The following is an 18403-nucleotide window of genomic DNA, read 5'->3' as shown; positions in this document are numbered from 1 at the left end:
CACCCACACCCCCAGCGCTCACGCAATCACCCACGAACGCCACCCACGCACGCACTCACCACACCCGGCACTCCTGAGAGAAGTGATCAATGGTCTCCGAGCACTCCGACGCCCCGGGCGGCGACAGCGCCGCACTGGCGCTGAAGATTCTGGTCGCCGGCGGATTCGGCGTGGGCAAGACCACCCTGGTGGGCGCCGTCAGCGAGATCCGGCCGCTGCGCACCGAGGAACTCCTCAGCGAAGCAGGCCAGTCGGTGGACGACACCGACGGCGTGGACCACAAGACCACCACGACCGTCGCCATGGACTTCGGGCGCATCACCATCCGGTCCGGCCTGTCCCTGTACCTGTTCGGCACGCCGGGCCAGGACCGGTTCTGGTTCCTCTGGGACGAGTTGTCGCAAGGCGCGCTCGGCGCGGTCGTCCTCGCGGACACCCGTCGCCTGGAGGACTGCTTCCCCGCGGTCGACTACTTCGAGCACCGGCGCATCCCCTTCGTCGTGGCGGTCAACTGCTTCGCAGGCGCCCGGCGGCACGGCGCCCCGGACGTCTCGCGCGCCCTCGACCTCGACAGGGGCACGCCCGTGGTGCTGTGCGACGCCCGCGACCGTGACTCGGGGAAGGAGGTGCTGATCCGGCTCGTCGAGTACGCCGGGCGGATGCACACCGCCCGGCTGCTCGACTCGGTCGGCTGACCGGAGACCAGGGGCCCGGCGGCGGTCAGTCGGCGACGTCCCGCTCCGCCAGCACCCTGTCGACGGTGACACGGACGAGGAGTTCACCGGGCACGCCGTTGCGCGCGCCGAACTCCCCGGCGCGCTCCTCGCCCATGTACCGGGCACCGATCAGGGTGGCCCAGTGCCGAATCTCGTCGAGGTCTTCCGAGACGCGTGCACGGCCCCGCAGCACCACGAACGAGTACGGCGGCCTGTCGTCGTCCACGCACAGGGCGACCCGGCCGTCCCGGAGGATGCTGCGCCCCTTCACGCTGTCCTTGCCGGTGTTGAACACCACCTCGTCCCCGTCCAGCAGAAACCAGATCGGGGTCACGTGCGGGCTACCGTCCGCCCGGACCGTGGACAGCTTCGCGGTGCGGGTGCCGTGGGAAACGAACTCTCGCCATTGCGCGTCGGTCATCTTCTCTGCCATGGCTCCCATCCTCCTTGCCCCGGCCGCGGTCGTGGGTAAGGCTGAGATGGAGATCCTCCGGTCAGGAGGGGAATCACACGGGGAGAAAACGGGGAGATCGGAAGATGGCGCAGAACCAGGGACTCGACTGGCTGCTCGACGACTTGACCGAGCGCGTCCACGAAGTGCGGCACGCACTGGTCCTGTCCAACGACGGCCTGGTGACCGGCGCGAGCACCGGACTGCGCCGCGAGGATGCCGAGCACCTCGCGGCCGTGTCGTCCGGGCTGCACAGCCTGGCCAAGGGCTCCGGACGGCACTTCGGCGCGGGCAGCGTGCGCCAGACGATGATCGAGTTCGACGACGCGGTGCTCTTCGTCACCGCAGCCGGAACGGGCAGCTGTCTGTGCGTACTCAGCGGAGCGCAGGCCGACATCGGCCAGATCGCTTACGAGATGACATTGCTGGTCAACCGGGTCGGCGAGCACCTCGACGTGGACGCACGCCAACCCGAACCAAAACCGATCGCGGACCTCTGACCTGCACGTTCGTCCTCCCCGTGGAGTTATCCACAGGCTCGCCACGAGATACGCCGAACCGGCTACGGTTTTTTCACGGCGATCGCACACGGCGTGAGCCGCTGACTCCACGGGGGAGACCTACCATGTCACGCACCGGCACGACACCCGACCGCCTCACCTGCGCCCCGAGCCGGGCCGCCCGCGAACTGGGCCTGAAGCGGAGCGAGTTCGACCTCGCGGTGAACCTGGGGCTCATCCGGACCGTTCCCGACGAAGGGGGCGGGGGCCGACGCGTCGCCCGGAGCGAAATCGACCGGCTGCGCTCCGGGGAGGGATTTCCGGACATCCTGCGCGAGCGCGTCGCGACCGTCGGTACCACCGAGGGAGCCCGGCTCATGGACGCGGCACCCACCAGGTTCACGAGCCTGGCGCGTTACGGCCTGCTCGTCCCGGTGACCTTCTACCTCAACCGCTATCGGACCGTCGTGTGGCTGTATCTGGCCGAAGAGCTACGGCAGTTCGCGGCCGAGAAGAGCAACGCCCGGCTGCTGACCGCGCACCGCACGCCCATCGAGATCCGCGAAGGCCTGAAGGCCGGAATGGACCGGCGGCCCCGCAACTGGCGGGGGCGTCACGTCGGATTCCTGACGCGGGAGGCGGGGGACGACCCCTGGGCACGCGCGGCAGCGGTCGCCTGCCTCCTCACCCCGGCCGACGTGGCGGAGGTCATCCAGGACCTCCACGAGCGTGCCCGCCTGGCCCACTGCCGCCCCCGGCTCCCGGCGCACGGCGCCCCGGGGTCAGCCACCGCCGAACTGGCGGAGAAGCTGATGACGGCGAGTGAGCCGGACGAGGTGGCCTGGTTCCGCACGGACCTGGCCCACACGATGGAGGAGGCCCGACGACGGCACCCCGTGGCGGAAGGGCTCCCGCCGACGCCGCCGACCGGACCCCCTCCGCTCGCCCCGGCCCGGCTCCGATGGAAGAGCGGCCCGCACCCTCGGAGCCCGCTCCTCCCCACGGCCTGCTCAGCTGGCTCCGCCGGAGAGGCCGACGGCTGGCCGGATGACCCCCGCGCTACGGCATCACCGCTGGTCGGCCCGCTGACCGATGAGTTTCCGGATGCGCTCGGGTCTTCCCCTGAGGAGACTGTCCCCGGGAGGCGATCATGTTCGGTACGACGAAGGCGTTCAGCGGGTTCTCGGTGGACGACATCGAGGCGGCAAGGGCGTTCTACGCAGACACGCTCGGGCTCCGCGTGTCCGAGGAGAACGGGATGCTGATCCTGCACCTCGCGGGTGACCGGGACACCCTGGTCTACCCCAAGCCGGACCACACCCCGGCCACCTTCACCATCCTCAACTTTTCGGTCGACGACATCGAGGCCGCGGTCGACGAGCTGGCCGGGAAAGGGGTGCGCTTCGAGCGCTACGACCACCTCAAGACGGACGACAAGGGCATCTTCCGCGGCGGCGGCCCGCTGATCGCCTGGTTCACCGACCCCGCGGGGAACGTGCTGTCCGTCCTCCAGGAAACCTGACCCACCGGCCGTGCCCGAGCTCCCCGATGTCGAGGGCTTCCGACAGGTGCTCGAGTCCTGCGCGAAGGGACGCGTCATCCGGCGCGTCGATGTGCGGGACGCGGGTGTCCTGCACGGGGTCGACGCCCGGCGACTGCGGGACGCGCTGGAAGGAAGGCGGTTCGGCGCACCGCAGCGACACGGCAAGTGGCTGCTGGCCCGCACCGGCGGCCCCACTCTCGTACTGCACTTCGGCATGACGGGGAGGCTGGTATGCGGGCAGGCCGATGATCCCGTCGAGGCGCACGACCGCGTTCTGTTCACCCTGGGCGGCGCTCGTCAGCTGCGCTTTCGTGACCAGCGCAAGCTGCAGGGACTCTGGCTGGCCCACGACGAGTCCGACGTGAAGCGGCTGCTGCGGCGGCAGGGGCCCGACGCCTTGGCGGTTGGCCGTGAGGAGTTCGAGGAGGTTTTGTCGTCGCGCCGCGGGCATCTGAAGACGGTCCTCACCGACCAGTCCGTCCTCGCCGGCCTCGGCAATCTGCTCGCCGACGAGATCCTGTGGCGGGCCCGGCTTCGCCCCGACCGGGGGGCGCGTGACCTGACGCCGGAGGACCGACGTCGTCTGTTCAGCGAGATGCGGCGCACCCTGCGCTCCTCCGTCACCGCCGGGTGCGTACCCCCGCGTGCCACCTGGCTCACCGGTCACCGGGACGACCGGGGCCCGGAGTGCCCGCGGTGCGGCACCGGCCTGCGCAGATCCCGTATGGCCGGCCGGGGCACGGTCTGGTGCCCGTGGTGTCAGCCGGACGGGTGAACGGACTGTTCAGACCGGCCCGACCGCCCGACCGCCCGGACAACCGGGCCACCCGCCGGCTCACCCGTCGGGCCTTCCGGTGGGCCCGGTCGCCGGACGGCCCGGTCGCAGGGCCTCTCCCGGCGGCTCAGTCGTCTGGAGTCAGGACGGCCGGTGCCCCGGCCAGGATGCCGCCGTCCACGATGAACTCACTGCCCGTCGAGAAGGTTGCGTCCATGACGATGAAGAGGACCATGCGGGCGACCTCCTCGGGCTCCCCGAACCGGGGAATGGGCTGCCCCGCCGTGTAGGCGTCACCGAAACCGGCCGTCATCCGGGTGCGGATGGCACCGGGATGGACGGAGCAGACCCGTACACCGTCGGGTGCCAGCTCCAGTGCGGCGGCCTTGGTCAGTCCGCGCAACCCCCACTTGCTGGCCGCGTACGCGCCGACACCGGCGTAGGCGGTCAGCCCTGCGAGAGAGGACATGTTGACGATGACGCCGCCCCCGGCCCGGCGCAGCGACGGTGCGACCGCGCGCATGCCCAGCCAGGCACCCGTGAGGTTGACGTCGACGACCCGCCGGAAGGACGCGGGGCTCTGCTCCTCCATCGGGCCCCAGTCGATGATGCCCGCGATGTTGGCGAGGACCGAGACCGGGCCCAGCTCCTGTTCTGTGCCGGCCAGCGTCCGCCGCCACTCGTCCTCGCTGGTCACGTCCAGGTGCGCGAAGCGGGCCGGGCCCCCGAGATCAGCGGCGAGGTCCGTCCCCTCGGCGTCCCGGACGTCGGCGACCACGACGGAGGCACCCTCGGCCGCCAGGGCCCGTGCCACCGCACTTCCGATGCCTCCGGCCCCTCCGGTGACGATCGCCACCCGCTCGCCGAGACGTCCCATGGTGGACCTCCTTCGCTCAGGGTGCCGCCGCGGTCTCGCGTTCCTCGTCGGGAGCCACCAGCGACTGCGTGAACGGAATCCGCGCCAGTGCGAGAACCCCCGCGGCGATCAACGCGACGCCGAACAGCTGCGGCAGCAGCCACCACCCGGAGCGGATGGTCTCCTCGTACAGGATGATGCCGAGGGCGAGGCTCACCAGGGCGTCGCCGAGGGTGAGTGCGGGCTGGGAGGCGACCAGCGGACCGGCCTGCATGGCGTTCTCCAGCAGGAACAAGGCGCACACGCCGGTGGCGGCGAAGGCGTAGGTCTGCCAGGCGGTGAGAAAGCCCACCAGGCCCTGATCGTCGAGGATGTGGGTGGCGGCCTTCATCAGCGCAGCGGTCACCGCGTAGCTGATCGCCGTCGCGGCGCCCAGGCAGGCCGCCCGGGCCCGGCCCTCCGGGCGCCGGAGGGCGGCGAGAGCCAGGACGACGACCGCCCCGGCGCACACGGCGAGCGCGGGAATCCAGCGGTCCAGCGCCACATGCGTGCGGTTGCCGGCGGGGGCGGCGGCGGCGAGCGCGATCGCCAGACCTGCCACCACCACGGTCACGGCCAGCCAGCCCATGCCCGGCAGATGCCGGTGCATCAGCAGCGAGGCCACGATGAGGGTGAGCGGCAGCTCCAGCACGAACAACGGCTGCACGATCGTCAGCGGACCGGTGGCCAGCGCCAGTGCCTGGCAGACGGCGGCGCCGATCACGGCGAGGATGCCGGCGAGCCAGACGGGCCGGCGCAGCAGATCGACGATCAGCCCGGCCCGCAGCCCCTGGGACGCCGGCACGGTGAGCGCCGCCTTGCGTTGCAGCACGGTCGCCACCGCGTTGCTGAAGGCCGCGCAGATCGCGAACACGACGGGGAGCACGGTGTGCAGCGTGGCCACCTCCCGGATCGGCGGGCGTGTGACGTCGGCAGTGCCTGCTCCTGCCATCGTCGCCGGATCCGGCCGGGGGCGCGATCGGAGCCCAGGCGCACCGGGCCCGACCGTCGCCCCGGTCGTCGGGCAGGCCGGGTCAGCCCAGCTTCCGGAAGAGCCCCTCCTGCACCACGGACACGACCAGCCGGCCCTCACGGTCGTAGATCCGGCCCCTGGCCAGGCCGCGGCCGCCGACGGCGATCGGCGACTCCTGGTCGTAGAGGAGCCAGTCGTCCGCGCGGAAGGGACGGTGGAACCACATCGCGTGGTCGAGCGACGCCATGTCGAAGCCGCGCGGGCCCCACAGCGGCTCGACAGGGATGCGGACCGCGTCCAGGAGGGTCATGTCGCTGGCGTAGGTGAGGGCGCAGGTGTGCACGAGCGGGTCGTCGCCGAGCGGCCCGACCGCGCGCATCCACACGGCGCTGCGAGGCTCGGCGTCCCGGGCCTCCTCGGCGGTCCAGCGCAGGCGGTCCACGTAACGGATGTCGAAGGGCTGGCGGCGGGCCATCCGCTCCAGCTGCTCGGGCAGCGCGCCGAGGTGCTCCCGGATCTCGTCCGTGACGGTGGGCAGGGACTCCGGATCAGGGACCTTGCGGGCGGGCGGCAGCTGGTGCTCGAAGCTGCCCTCCTCCGGCTTGTGGAAGGAGGCGGTGAGATTGAAGATCGTGCGGCCCTGCTGCACGGCCGTGACCCGGCGGGTGGTGAACGACCGTCCGTCGCGCACATGCTCGACCTGGTACACGATCGGCACGCCCGGCCGGCCCGGGCGCAGGAAGTACGCGTGCAGGGAGTGCACGGGACGGTCGCCCTCGGTGGTGCGGCCGGCGGCGACCAGGGCCTGCCCGGCCACCTGCCCGCCGAAGACCCGCTGCAGGGACTCCTGCGGACTGCGGCCGCGGAAGATGTTGACCTCGATCTGCTCCAGGTCGAGCAGGTCGACGAGCCTCTCGGCCGGGTTCGTCGTCATGGGTGGGATTCTCCTGTGCTCGCTGCTGCCCGGCCCGTCACAGCTGGCCGACGTCGGTGACGCGGACGATCGCGCGGCCCTCCCCGTCCGAGGCCGTGAGGTCGACCTCCGCGCTGATGCCCCAGTCGTGGTCGCCGTTCGGGTCGTGGAAGATCTGCCGGACCCGCCACAGGGCGTTCTCCGGCTCCTCCTCGATGAGCAGCAGCTTGGGGCCGCGGGCGTCGGGGCCGGTGCCGAGATCGTCGTACTCGTCCCAGTACTTGTCCATCGCCTCGCCCCACGCGTCGGCGTCCCAGCCGGACTCCCCGTCCATGTCGCCCAGTTCGCGGACGTGGTCGAGGGCGGCCAGTTCCACGCGGCGGAACATGGCGTTGCGGACCAGCACGCGGAAGGCACGGGAGTTGGCGGTGACCGGCTTGACCTCGTCGGCCTTCTCCTGGGCCTCCTCGGCGGTCATCTCCGCCGGATTGGCCAGCTGCTCCCACTCGTCCAGCAGGCTGGAGTCGACCTGGCGCACCATCTCGCCCAGCCAGGCGATCAGATCCTGGAGGTCCTCGGACTTGAGGTCGTCCGGGACGGTGTGGTCCAGGGCCTTGTAGGCGCTGGCGAGATAGCGCAGCACGATGCCCTCGGTGCGCGCCAGTTCGTAGTGCGACACCAACTCGGTGAAGGACATCGCCCGTTCGTACATGTCGCGGATGACCGACTTCGGCGACAGCGGATGGTCCCCGACCCAGGGGTGGCTCTTGCGGTATGTGTCGTACGCGTGGAAGAGCAGCTCCTCCAGGGGCTTCGGGTACGTGATGTCCTGGAGGCGCTCCATGCGCTCCTCGTACTCCACGCCGTCGGCCTTCATCGCGGCGACGGCCTCGCCGCGCGCCTTGTTCTGCTGGGCGGCGAGGATCTGCCGGGGGTCGTCCAGCGTGGACTCCACGACGGACACCATGTCGAGCGCGTACGACGGCGACTCGGGGTCGAGCAGTTCGAACGCGGCGAGCGCGAACGTGGACAGCGGCTGGTTGAGCGCGAAGTCCTGCTGGAGGTCGACCGTGAGACGGACGACGCGGCCGGTGGCGTCCGGCTCGTCGAGCTTCTCGATGATGCCGCCGTCCAGCAGCGAACGGTAGATCGCGATGGCACGGCGGATGTGCCGCAACTGCTGCTTGCGCGGCTCGTGATTGTCCTCCAGCAGCCGGCGCATCGCCTGGAAGGCGTTGCCGGGGCGGGCGATCACCGACAGAAGCATGGTGTGCGTCACCCGGAACCGGGACGTCAGCGGCTCCGGCTCGGAGTCGATGAGCTTGTCGAAGGTCTGTTCCGACCAGGCGACGAAGCCCTCCGGGGCCTTCTTGCGGACGATCTTGCGGCGCTTCTTCGGGTCGTCACCCGCTTTGGCGAGGGCCTTCTCGTTCTCGACGACGTGCTCGGGCGCCTGCGCGACGACGAAGCCCTCCGTGTCGTACCCGGCCCGTCCGGCCCGGCCCGCGATCTGGTGGAACTCCCGGGCACGCAGGGTGCGTACACGGGTGCCGTCGTACTTGGTGAGGGCCGTGAACAGCACGGTGCGGATGGGGACGTTGACGCCCACGCCGAGTGTGTCGGTGCCGCAGATGACCTTCAGCAGACCGGCCTGCGCGAGCTTCTCGACCAGACGCCGGTACTTGGGGAGCATGCCGGCGTGGTGCACGCCGATGCCGTGCCGGACGTAACGGGAAAGGTTGCGGCCGAACTTGGTGGTGAAGCGGAAGTTGCCGATCAGCTCGGCGATCTGCTCCTTCTCCGCCTTCGAGCACATGTTGATGCTCATCAGCGCCTGCGCCCGCTCCACGGCCTGCGCCTGCGTGAAGTGAACGATGTAGACGGGCGCCTGCCGGGCCGCCAGCAGGTCGGTGAGCGTCTCGGTGAGCGGGGTGTAGCGGTACTCGTAGGAGAGCGGCACCGGCCGGGTCGCCGAGCGGACCACCGCGGTCGGGCGGTTCGTGCGGCGGGCGAGGTCCTTCTCGAAGAAGGAGACGTCGCCGAGCGTCGCCGACATCAGCACGAACTGCGCCTGCGGCAGCTCCAGGATCGGGATCTGCCAGGCCCAGCCGCGGTCGCCCTCCGCGTAGAAGTGGAACTCGTCCATCACGACCTGGCCGACGTCCGCGTCCTTGCCGTCGCGCAGCGCGATCGACGCCAGTACCTCGGCGGTGCAGCAGATCACGGGGGCGTCGGCGTTCACGGAGGCGTCGCCGGTGAGCATGCCGACGTTCTCCGTGCCGAAGATCTTGCACAGCTCGAAGAACTTCTCCGACACCAGCGCCTTGATCGGGGCGGTGTAGAAGGTGACCTCGTCCCGGGCCAGGGCCGCGAAGTGCGCGCCCGCCGCGATCATGCTCTTGCCGGAACCGGTGGGGGTCGACACGATCACGTTCGCCCCGGAGACCACCTCGATCAGCGCCTCCTCCTGGTGGGAGTAGAGCGTGAGCCCCCGCTCGCCGGCCCACGACTCGAAGGCTTCGTACAGGGCGTCGGGGTCGGCGGTCCGCGGCAGCTGATCGATGAGGGTCACGCCCCCATCTTGCCTGGCCCGATGCCCGATGCGGGAATCGGCTGCGGGGCCGAAGATCACGAACGCTACGCTGGGGCGCCGGCGGGACGTCAGCACGCCCGGTCAACTGGACAGCGGCACACGATGAATGGGGCGGCGAGCGGCCATGATGGGACCAGCACACTCACTGTCGGGAGCCGCCGCCTGGCTCGGCGTCGGCGCGGCCGCCGCGGCGGCCGGGCACACGATGCCCTGGCCGGTCCTCCTCGTAGGCGCCCTGATCTGCGCCGGTGCCGCCCTGGCCCCGGACCTCGACCACAAGGCGGCAACCATCTCCCGGTCCTTCGGACCGGTGTCGCGCTGGCTGTGCGAGATCGTCGACAAGCTGTCGTACGCCGTCTACAAGGCCACCAGGAAGCAGGGCGACCCGCGCCGCTCCGGCGGTCACCGCACCCTCACGCACACCTGGCTGTGGGCGGTGCTGATCGGGGCGGGCACCTCGGTGGTGGCGATCACCAGCGACCGCTGGGGCGTGCTGGCGATCCTCTTCGTGCACATGGTCCTGGCCATCGAGGGCCTGCTGTGGCGGGCGACGCGCGGCTCCAGCAGTGAGGTCCTGGTGTGGCTGCTGGCCGCGACCACCGCGTGGATCCTCGCGGGCGTACTGGACAAGCCCGGAAACGGTGCGGACTGGCTGTTCACGGCGCCGGGCCAGGAGTACCTGTGGCTCGGACTGCCGGTGGTGCTGGGCGCGATCGTGCACGACATCGGGGACGCACTCACGGTGTCCGGCTGCCCGATCCTGTGGCCCATACCGGTGGGGCGCAAGCGCTGGTATCCGATCGGGCCGCCGAAGGTCATGCGGTTCCGGGCGGGCAGCTGGGTGGAGCTCAAGGTGCTGATGCCGGTGTTCATGCTGCTCGGCGGGGTGGGGTGCGCGGCCGCGCTCAACGTCATCTGAGCGCAGCCGGTGCGGGAGGTTTTCTCAGCCGCCGCCGTAGCGCCGCTCGAACGCGGCGACCCGGCCCTCCGAGTCCACCGTGCGGGCCTTGCCCGTGTAGAAGGGGTGGCTCTCCGAGGAGGTCTCCACGTCGACGACCGGGTAGGTCTCGCCGTCGTCCCACTCGATGGTCTGGTCGCTGGTCGCGGTGGACCGGGTGAGGAACGCGTACCCTGCGGCGCGGTCGCGGAAGACGACGGGCTGGTAGTCGGGGTGCTTGTCCTGCTGCATGAATGCTCCTCGAACGGCTCGGGCCGGTGCTGCGATCAGCCGGACAGGGTGTCCTCGTCGACGATGTGCACGGCGGCCTCCTCGGCCGACGCCGCGGCGCCGTCGATGCCCACGTCCATGGCGACCAGTGCCTCCTCCTCGTCCTCGTGGGCGCCCTCGTCGGGTGCCACGAGCCGGCCGGAGCGCGCGGCGCCGACCTCGTTGTCCAGGAGTTCCCCGTCGGTGCCGTCACAGTCCCCGAGGCCGTCACCGTCCGGGGCGGCGGCCTCCGGCAGTTCCTCGGAGAGCCGCTGGTCCAGCGTCTCGCCCCGCTGCCGCTCGGCCGCGGTCACGCCGAGGTGTTCGACGGCCCAGGGCCGCTCGGGAGGGGACCAGCCCCGGTCCAGGGGATCGTCGACGCCGTCGTTCTCCAGGGTGTCCTCGGCGTCGAGCAGCCCCGTGTCCTCCCTCTGATCGTCTTGGTCCGGCTGGTAGACGTCGTCTCCCCAGCCGTCGGAGCTGTTCACGGGTACCTCCAGGGGGTGGGACGGGCCCGTGTCCACGGAGCCCGTGCCGGGCCGCCGCCGCACGGAGCACTGACGCCGCCCGAACCGCTGGTTCCCGGGCGTCCCCCGAGCCGGTGCCTGATTCCAGCCTTCCACCCGGGCTCGGGACCGCGCAACGCCAAGGACGCGGCGGCCCTCGGAGCGAGCGCCCCCGGGCCCGCCCCGACGCCCGGGCCACGGCTCACCCGTGCCACGACCTCCACAGCGCCGCATACGCCCCGTCCGCGGCGACCAGCTCCTCGTGGCTGCCGAGCTCGCTGATCCTGCCGTTCTCGACGACGGCGATGACGTCCGCGTCGTGGGCGGTGTGCAGACGGTGGGCGATGGCGACGACGGTGCGGCCGTCGAGGACCCGGGCCAGGGACCGCTCCAGGTTGCGGGCCGCGCGCGGGTCGAGCAGCGATGTCGCCTCGTCCAGGACCAGCGTGTGCGGGTCCGCCAGCACCAGGCGCGCCAGCGCGATCTGCTGGGCCTGGGCCGGGGTGAGCGCCAGACCACCCGAGCCGACCTCGGTGTCCAGGCCGCTCTCCAGCGTCCCGGCCCAGCCGTCCGCGTCGACCGCGCCCAGCGCCGCCCACAGCTCGGCGTCCTCGGCACCGGTCCTCGCGAGCCGGAGGTTGTCGCGGAGGGAGCCCACGAAGACGTGGTGCTCCTGGTTGACCAGGGCCACATGGGAGCGGACGCGCTCGGCGGGCATCCGGGACAACTCGGCGCTGCCCAGGGTGATCCGGCCCTCCCGGGGCGCGTAGATCCCGGCGAGCAGCCGGCCCAGCGTGGACTTGCCCGCACCCGAGGGGCCGACCAGGGCCAGCCGGGTGCCGGGAGAGACCTCCAGGGACACCTTGCGCAGAACGTCCACGCCCTCCAGGTAGCCGAAGTGCACCCGGTCGGCGTGCACGTGCCGCCCCTCGGGGGCCACCGAGGGGTCCCCGGCGTCCGGCTCGATGTCCCGGACTCCGACGAGCCGGGCCAGCGACACCTGGGCCACCTGCAGTTCGTCGTACCAGCGCAGGATCATGCCCACCGGGTCGACCAGCATCTGGGCGATCAGGGCGCCGGTCGTCAGCTGGCCGACGTCGATCCACCCGTGCAGGGCGAACACGCCGCCGATCATCAGGACCGAGGCGAGCACGGTCACGTGGGTGGTGTTGATGACCGGGAAGAGCACCGACCGCAGCCAGAGCGTGTACCGCTCCCAGGCCGTCCACTCGCGGATCCGGCGCTCCGACAGGGCGACACGGCGCTCGCCGAGGCGGTGGGCCTCGACGGTGCGCCCGGCGTCCACGGTCTCGGCGAGCGCGGCGGCGACGGCGGCGTACCCGGCCGCCTCCGAACGGTAGGCCGAGGCGGCCCGCCGGAAGTACCAGCGGCAGCCGACGATCAGCAGCGGCAGGGCCACGAGAACGGCGAGCGCCAGCGGCGGCGCCGTGATCACCAGCCCGCCCATCAGCAGGACCACCCACACCACGCCGATCGACAACTGCGGAACGGCCTCGCGCATCGCGTTGCCCAGCCGGTCGATGTCGGTCGTGATGCGCGACAGCAGGTCGCCGGTCCCGGCCCGCTCCAGCACCCCGGGCGGCAGCCCGACCGACCGGACGAGGAAGTCCTCGCGCAGGTCGGCCAGCATCCGCTCGCCCAGCATCGCGCCGCGCAGGCGCACCTGACGGACGAAGACGGCCTGGACGGCCAGCGCGGCCACGAAGGGCCCGGCCGTGAGTTCCAGCCGCAGGTCCCGCGCCCCGTCGGACACCCGCTCCACCAGTCCGCCCAGCAGCCAGGGGCCGGCCATCGAGGCGAGCACGGCGGCCGTATTGACGGCGACCAGCAGCAGGAACGCCCGCCGGTGCCGGCGCAGCAGTTCGGCCACGTAGGCGCGGACGGTCTCGGGGGCGCCGACCGGCAGGGTGTTCGCCGTCGTCGGGGCCGCCGGGTCGTACGCCGGTGGCGCTACGCCGATCATGCCTTCTCCTCGATTTCTTCCAGTTCCTGCAGGACGTCGCTCAGGGCGACGGAGCCGTTCAGCGCGGCCTCGTCGTCCGTCTCGCGCGTGACCACCGCCCGGTAGCGGGGATCGGTGCGCACCAGCTCACGGTGGGCGCCGATCGCCACGGCCTCGCCGTCGTGCAGGAACACGACGCGGTCGGCGCGGTCCAGCAGCAGCGGGGAGGAGGTGAACACCACGGTCGTGCGCCCGTCGCGCAACTCCCGCACGCCTTGCGCGATCCGGGCCTCGGTGTGCGAGTCGACGGCCGAGGTCGGCTCGTCCAGGACGAGCGCCTCCGGGTCCGTGATCAGCGACCGGGCCAGGGCGAGCCGCTGGCGCTGGCCGCCGGACAGGGACCGGCCCCGTTCGGTGATCCGGGCGTCCATCGGGTCGGCCGCGTCCAGCGAGCCCTGCACCAGCGCCGCCAGCACGTCCTCGCACTGCGCGGCCGCCAGTGCCTCATGCGGCCGGACGGAGCCCGACGCGGGTACGTCGAGCAGCTCGCGCAGCGTGCCGGACAGCAGCACCGGGTCCTTGTCCTGGACGAGGACGGCCGTACGGGCGCTGTCCAGCGGGAGTTCGTCGAGCGGCACACCGCCCAGCAGAACCGAGGCGCCCTCCTGGGACGGGTGTCCGCCCAGCCGTTCAGCCAGCAGGCCCGCCGCGTCCGGGTCGCCGCACACCACGGCCGTCAGCCGCCCGGCGAGCGCGAGCAGCCCGGTGTCCGGGTCGTACAGGTCGCCTGACGGAACCTCGGCCGCGCGCGATCCCGCGGTGTCCGTGGGCCGCTGAAGCGACAGCACTCCCGCGGCCCGCTTGGCGGAGGGCCGGGAGAAGGAGTACGCCATGGCGATCTCCTCGAAGTGCCGCAGCGGATAGGTGAGGACCATGACCGAGCTGTAGACGGTGACCAGTTCCCCGACGGTGATCCGGCCCTCGCGCGCCAGCCGCACGCCGTACCAGACGACGGCCACGAGCAGCAGGCCCGGCAGCAGGACCTGGATCGCGGAGATCAGGGACCACATGCGGGCGCTGCGCACGGCCGCGTGGCGGACCTCCTGGGAGGCGCTGCGGTAACGGTCGAGGAACAGCTCCTCGCCGCCGATGCCGCGCAGCACACGCAGGCCGGCGACGGTGTCCGAGGCGAGTTCGGTGGCGCGTCCGGCCTTCTCGCGCTGGGTGTCGGCGCGCCGGGTGGCGCGGGGGAGCAGCGGCAGCACGGCGAGCGCCAGTGCGGGCAGCCCCACCGCGACGACCACGCCGAGCGCCGGCTGGTAGACCAGCAGGCCGACGCAGACCAGGACGACGGTGACCACGGCCGCGGTGAAGCGGGACAGGGCTTCGACGAACCAGCCGATCTTCTCCACGTCGCCCGTGGAAACGGCGACCACCTCACCGGCCGCGACGCGCCGGGTCAGCGCCGAGCCCAGATGGGCGGCCTTGCGGGCGAGCAGTTGCTGGACGCGGGCGGCGGCCGTGATCCAGTTGGTGATCGCGGTGCGGTGCAGGAAGGTGTCGCCGACCGCGTTGCCGACGCAGGCGAGCGCCAGCAGCCCGCCCGCCAGGGCGAGCCGGGTTCCGGAGCGGTCCACGACGGCCTGGACGGCGACGCCGACGCAGAACGGCAGCGCGGCGACGGAGGTGAAGTGCAGCAGCCCCCAGGCCAGCGACTTGAGCTGACCGTCCAGCTGATTGCGGAAGAGCCACCACAGGAATCGGGGACCCGAACGCGCGTCGGGCGCACCCGGGTCGGGATACGGAAGGTCTTGAATCTGCATGACGTCCCAGTGGCTCGTGTCAGGGGGATGGGGGGATGGGGCCCGGCCGAAGGCAGCAAACCGTGACAGGTTCGCCTCACCGCGTGGTCGGGGGCAACAGGTTTTCCGCTCACCGAACGGAACCGGCCGACCGAAAGGCAACAGGGCTGTCCCGCGGACGGGTTGCGCATTGCACAGGCGGCCGGAGCCCCGTAGAACACCGCCCATGAAGAGACGGATCGTCATGTCCATGCTTGCCGGAGCGACTCTCCTGGCGGGCACCCTCCTCGGCACCGCACCCGCGGGTGCTTCGGACGTCCCGGCCCCGGCGGGCGGCGTCTCCGCCGAGTTCGGCACCGACTGGCACGACCCGGTCACGGCCGCCCCGCCCGTGACGAGGCCGTCCGGCAAGTCCTGCGAAGTCACCGTCGCGCAGGCGCGGTTCCGGGACTTCACCCCGTATCGCGGCACCTACACCCCGCCCGGCGGCTGCGGCGACCGCTGGAGCAAGGTGGTGCTGCGGCTGGACGGCGAAGTCAAGGGGCGCCAGTACGACCGGCTCGGCTACCTGCACGTCGGCGGGGTCGAGATCTTCCGCACGTCGACGCCGCAGCCCTCGCCGGACGGCATCGAGTGGTCCGTGGAGAAGGACGTCACGCGCTACAGCGACACCTTCCGCACGAACCGGGACGTCGAGATGCTCATCGGGAACGTCGTCGACGACACCTACACGGGCGTCCTCGACGTCAAGGTCACGCTGACCTTCTATCAGGGCCGCCCTGACGGGAAGAGCCCCGACCGGGTCCTCACGCTCGACGGCGACTTGTCCCTGACCGCCCCTCGCAACAGCGAGCGGATCGTCGCCGAAGTGTACGCGACCGGCTCCGGCGGCGGCTGCGAGGAGTACTGGTACCTGACCGTGCCCGAGCGGGCTCCGTACTCCTGCAAGGCTGGTGAAGGACCCTACCGAGAGGTGCAGATCAGCGTGGACGGACGGCTCGCCGGCATCGCCACACCGTTCCCGACCGTGTGGACCGGAGGCTGGTCCAACCCGTTCCTCTGGTACGTGATCCCGGGCCCGCGCGCCTTCGACATCCAGCCGATCACCTACGACCTCACCCCCTTCGCCGGGATCCTCAACGACGGCCGCCCGCATCGGGTCGAGGTCTCGGTCGCAGGTGTGCCCGAGGGGCGGGCCGGCTGGAGCACGCCCGTCAACATCCTCGTCTGGCAGGACGAGCGGCGCGAGCGGGTCACCGGGAAGCTCACCGTGCACCGGGCCGGTGACCTCACCAACTCATCGCTCTACAAGCCCGGTTCGGAGCACCGGGTCAGCACGGAGGGCGCCCACCGGCTGACCGTCGGCGGTTACGTCGACACGTCGCACGGCCGCGTTCGGACCACGGTCGGCCGCTCGCTCGACCATGATTCCACGCACCGCTGGAACGATGGCGAGACGTCCGACTCTCTCGAAGCGACCTGGAGCGACGACGAGTCGGTGACCGTCGACGGCCGGACCACGCTGACCCGTCGGGTCTACACGATGGACGGCACGACCACCCTCGGCGCGGGAGACCGGCTGCGCACCGTGCTGACCCTCGGCGACCGCGCCACCGTCGTCGGCACGCACGACGGGCGCCGCACCGCGTGGTCACGGCTCGACAACTCGTATACGGGTGACGCGACCTACACCGCGAACGTGCCGCGCGACCAGCGCCACGCGGTCGGAACCACGAGCGCCCGCTACCGGATGTACGGCTCCAGCGGCTGCTACGACCGGACGCTGACCACCGTGCAGGGAGTGCTCACGGGAGACCGCAGCCGGTGCTGAGGGGAGGGATGCGGCGCATGTGACGTGCATCACTTATGACAGTTTTACCTGGCCGAAACGTTGCGGTCTTGTGTGCGATCACGTCAGCCTCCAGTGTGTCGGAATCGGAATTCTCATTCCGCATCACAGAAGTCCCCTCCGGCTTCTGTGCGTCCCGTCCCCCTAGGAGGCTTCGTGCCGCCGTCCGTCCCGTCCGTCCCGCGACGCGTCGCACGCACTCTACGCACCTCACTCTTCGCGCAGGTTCTCTGCGCGCTCGTCCTCGGAATCGTCGTCGGAAAGCTGTGGCCGGACACGGCCACGGCTTTCCAGCCGCTCGGCGACGGTTTCACCCGGCTCATCAAGACGGTGATCTCGCCGCTGGTGTTCTGCGTGGTCGTCGTCGGCATCGCCAAGGCCGGTGACCTGAAGGCCTTCGGCCGGATCGGGGTCAAGGCCCTCGTCTGGTTCGAGATCGCCTCCACGGCCGCCCTCGTCATCGGGCTCCTCGCCGCCAACGTCGTCGGCCCGGGCAGGGGCATGAACGTCGACCCCTCCTCGCTGAACACCGCGGCGGTGGACGAGACCACGGGCGGTGGGCATTTGCCCACGACGACCGAGTTCGTCCTGAACGCGCTTCCGCAGAGTTTCATCGGCTCCTTCGCCGAGAACGAGCTTCTTCAGGTCCTCATCCTGGCCTGCCTGGTGGGCGCCGCCCTGCTGCATCTCGGGCATACCAAGGTCCCGAAGATCCTGCCCGCGATCGAGCAGGCCCAGGAGATCATCTTCGCGGTCGTCGGCTTCATCATGCGGCTGGCCCCGATCGCGGTGTTCGGCGCGATGGCCCACCTGGTCGGCAACTACGGCCTGGGCGTGATGAGGACGTACGCCGAGCTCATCGTGCTCTGCTACGCGGCGGCGGCGCTGTTCATCGCGCTGCTGGCCGTCGCCCTGAAGGCCGTGACCGGCCTCAGCCTGTGGAAGTTCCTGCGCTACATCCGCGAGGAGATGCTGCTCGCGCTCGGTACCGCGTCCACCGAGTCGGTCATGCCGCGTGTGATGCAGAAGCTGCGCAGGGCCGGGGCCCGCGACGACGCCGTGGGTTTGGTGCTCCCCACCGGCTACTCCTTCAACCTCGACGGCGCCTCGCTCTACCTGTCCATCGGCACGCTGTTCATCGCTCAGGCCGTCGGTGTGGACCTGAGCCTCGGCCAGCAGGTCACCGTCGTCCTGGTGCTGATGCTGACCAGCAAGGGCATGGCGGGCATCCCCGGTTCGGCGTTCCTCGCTCTGTCCGCGACCGCCTCTTCCCTGGGGGCGATCCCCGCCGGGGCCGTCGCGCTGCTGCTCGGCGTGGACCGCATCATGGACTCGATGCGCGTCGTCACCAACCTGCTCGGCAACTGTGTCGCCGTCTTCGCGGTGTCCCGCTGGGAGGGTGCCCTGGACATCGACCGGGCCAGGAGAACGCTCGACGGGGAGGACACCTCCCCGCCGGAGGGTGACGGTGCCGAGGACCGCGACGGCGGCGAGCGCCTGGCCGACGAGGCCGGCGGCGAGGCCCTGGCTCCGGGCATCCCGGCCCAGAAGCCCAAGGACCTCAAGGCGTCCAAGGAGCCCGCCCCCGAGGCCGGTTGAGGAAAGCGACAGCGGGCCGCGGCCACCGCTCGGCAAGACGGGCGGCGGCCGCGACCCGCTTCCATGATCCGGCCGGTCGGCAGGGTTGCGCCGGCGGCCCGTCGATCGGCTTGCGGCG

At 71.3% G+C, this 18403-nt stretch carries 17 protein-coding genes; 8 read left to right on the top strand and 9 right to left on the bottom strand.

Translation table 11 applies throughout. The features are described from left to right. Positions 1 to 89 precede the first annotated feature (89 nt). A complete protein-coding gene (locus C1J00_RS08545; protein ID WP_102908427.1) occupies positions 90 to 695 on the top strand; it encodes a GTP-binding protein in 606 nt (201 codons plus the stop codon). A 25-nt stretch (positions 696 to 720) separates the two neighbouring features. On the opposite strand, the gene C1J00_RS08540 is transcribed toward C1J00_RS08545, so the two are convergent. Next, a complete protein-coding gene (locus C1J00_RS08540; protein WP_102908426.1) occupies positions 721 to 1149 on the bottom strand; it encodes a PPOX class F420-dependent oxidoreductase in 429 nt (142 codons plus the stop codon). 104 nt (positions 1150 to 1253) lie between these two features. Between C1J00_RS08540 and C1J00_RS08535 the strand changes: the two genes are divergently transcribed. The 4 genes from C1J00_RS08535 to C1J00_RS08520 all read left to right on the top strand — a co-directional run bounded on the left by C1J00_RS08535 (position 1254) and on the right by C1J00_RS08520 (position 3985). Beyond that, positions 1254 to 1667 (top strand): roadblock/LC7 domain-containing protein, encoded by a 414-nt coding sequence (locus C1J00_RS08535; protein WP_102908425.1) that lies wholly within the window; start codon positions 1254 to 1256, stop codon positions 1665 to 1667. A gap of 125 nt (positions 1668 to 1792) precedes the next feature. After that, a complete protein-coding gene (locus C1J00_RS08530; RefSeq protein WP_245936260.1) occupies positions 1793 to 2932 on the top strand; it encodes a DUF6397 family protein in 1140 nt (379 codons plus the stop codon). Beyond that, positions 2818 to 3189, top strand: coding sequence for a VOC family protein (locus tag C1J00_RS08525; protein WP_102908424.1), 372 nt, complete (start codon positions 2818 to 2820; stop codon positions 3187 to 3189). The genes C1J00_RS08530 and C1J00_RS08525 overlap by 115 nt, the downstream gene beginning before the upstream one ends. Before the next feature lie 10 nt (positions 3190 to 3199). Continuing rightward, positions 3200 to 3985, top strand: a complete 786-nt coding sequence (locus tag C1J00_RS08520) for an Fpg/Nei family DNA glycosylase (protein WP_102908423.1) — start codon at positions 3200 to 3202, stop codon at positions 3983 to 3985. Positions 3986 to 4112: 127 nt separating this feature from the next. Here C1J00_RS08520 and C1J00_RS08515 read toward each other — a convergent pair whose 3' ends face one another. The 4 genes from C1J00_RS08515 to C1J00_RS08500 all read right to left on the bottom strand — a co-directional run bounded on the left by C1J00_RS08515 (position 4113) and on the right by C1J00_RS08500 (position 9338). Next, positions 4113 to 4862: an SDR family oxidoreductase gene (locus C1J00_RS08515; protein ID WP_102908422.1), complete on the bottom strand. Its 750-nt coding sequence runs from the start codon at positions 4860 to 4862 to the stop codon at positions 4113 to 4115. A 16-nt stretch (positions 4863 to 4878) separates the two neighbouring features. Further along, the gene (locus C1J00_RS08510) at positions 4879 to 5775 is read right to left on the bottom strand and encodes a DMT family transporter (protein WP_102908430.1); all 897 of its coding nucleotides are present in this window, start codon (positions 5773 to 5775) and stop codon (positions 4879 to 4881) included. 139 nt (positions 5776 to 5914) lie between these two features. After that, positions 5915 to 6787 carry an acyl-CoA thioesterase gene (locus C1J00_RS08505; RefSeq protein WP_033307195.1) on the bottom strand — a complete coding sequence of 291 codons (873 nt, stop codon included), beginning with the start codon at positions 6785 to 6787 and terminating at the stop codon, positions 5915 to 5917. A 37-nt stretch (positions 6788 to 6824) separates the two neighbouring features. Beyond that, a complete protein-coding gene (locus tag C1J00_RS08500) occupies positions 6825 to 9338 on the bottom strand; it encodes a DEAD/DEAH box helicase (protein ID WP_180989462.1) in 2514 nt (837 codons plus the stop codon). Positions 9339 to 9483: 145 nt separating this feature from the next. Between C1J00_RS08500 and C1J00_RS08495 the strand changes: the two genes are divergently transcribed. After that, positions 9484 to 10278, top strand: coding sequence for a metal-dependent hydrolase (locus C1J00_RS08495; RefSeq protein ID WP_102908421.1), 795 nt, complete (start codon positions 9484 to 9486; stop codon positions 10276 to 10278). Between the two features lie 24 nt (positions 10279 to 10302). Here C1J00_RS08495 and C1J00_RS08490 read toward each other — a convergent pair whose 3' ends face one another. From C1J00_RS08490 to C1J00_RS08475, 4 genes are all read right to left on the bottom strand, one after another. Beyond that, positions 10303 to 10548 (bottom strand): type B 50S ribosomal protein L31, encoded by a 246-nt coding sequence (locus tag C1J00_RS08490; protein ID WP_102908420.1) that lies wholly within the window; start codon positions 10546 to 10548, stop codon positions 10303 to 10305. A 35-nt stretch (positions 10549 to 10583) separates the two neighbouring features. Next, positions 10584 to 11054: a DUF5709 domain-containing protein gene (locus C1J00_RS08485; RefSeq protein ID WP_102908428.1), complete on the bottom strand. Its 471-nt coding sequence runs from the start codon at positions 11052 to 11054 to the stop codon at positions 10584 to 10586. A gap of 220 nt (positions 11055 to 11274) precedes the next feature. Continuing rightward, on the bottom strand, positions 11275 to 13056 hold the full coding sequence (locus C1J00_RS08480; RefSeq protein WP_102908419.1) for an ABC transporter ATP-binding protein: 1782 nt from the start codon (positions 13054 to 13056) through the stop codon (positions 11275 to 11277). Next, the gene (locus tag C1J00_RS08475; protein ID WP_102908418.1) at positions 13053 to 14858 is read right to left on the bottom strand and encodes an ABC transporter transmembrane domain-containing protein; all 1806 of its coding nucleotides are present in this window, start codon (positions 14856 to 14858) and stop codon (positions 13053 to 13055) included. Before C1J00_RS08475 ends, C1J00_RS08480 begins: the two co-directional genes overlap by 4 nt. A 205-nt stretch (positions 14859 to 15063) precedes the next feature. Between C1J00_RS08475 and C1J00_RS08470 the strand changes: the two genes are divergently transcribed. Further along, entirely contained in the window at positions 15064 to 16668 is a 1605-nt protein-coding gene (locus C1J00_RS08470; protein ID WP_102908417.1) for a peptide-N4-asparagine amidase, read from the top strand. Positions 16669 to 16842: 174 nt separating this feature from the next. Next, entirely contained in the window at positions 16843 to 18285 is a 1443-nt protein-coding gene (locus C1J00_RS08465) for a cation:dicarboxylate symporter family transporter (RefSeq protein ID WP_102908416.1), read from the top strand. Positions 18286 to 18403: the final 118 nt, after the last annotated feature.

The sequence above is a fragment of the Streptomyces cahuitamycinicus genome (assembly GCF_002891435.1).
Taxonomy (GTDB): Bacteria; Actinomycetota; Actinomycetes; order Streptomycetales; family Streptomycetaceae; genus Streptomyces; species Streptomyces cahuitamycinicus.
This window is presented reverse-complemented; position numbering and strand designations above follow the sequence as displayed.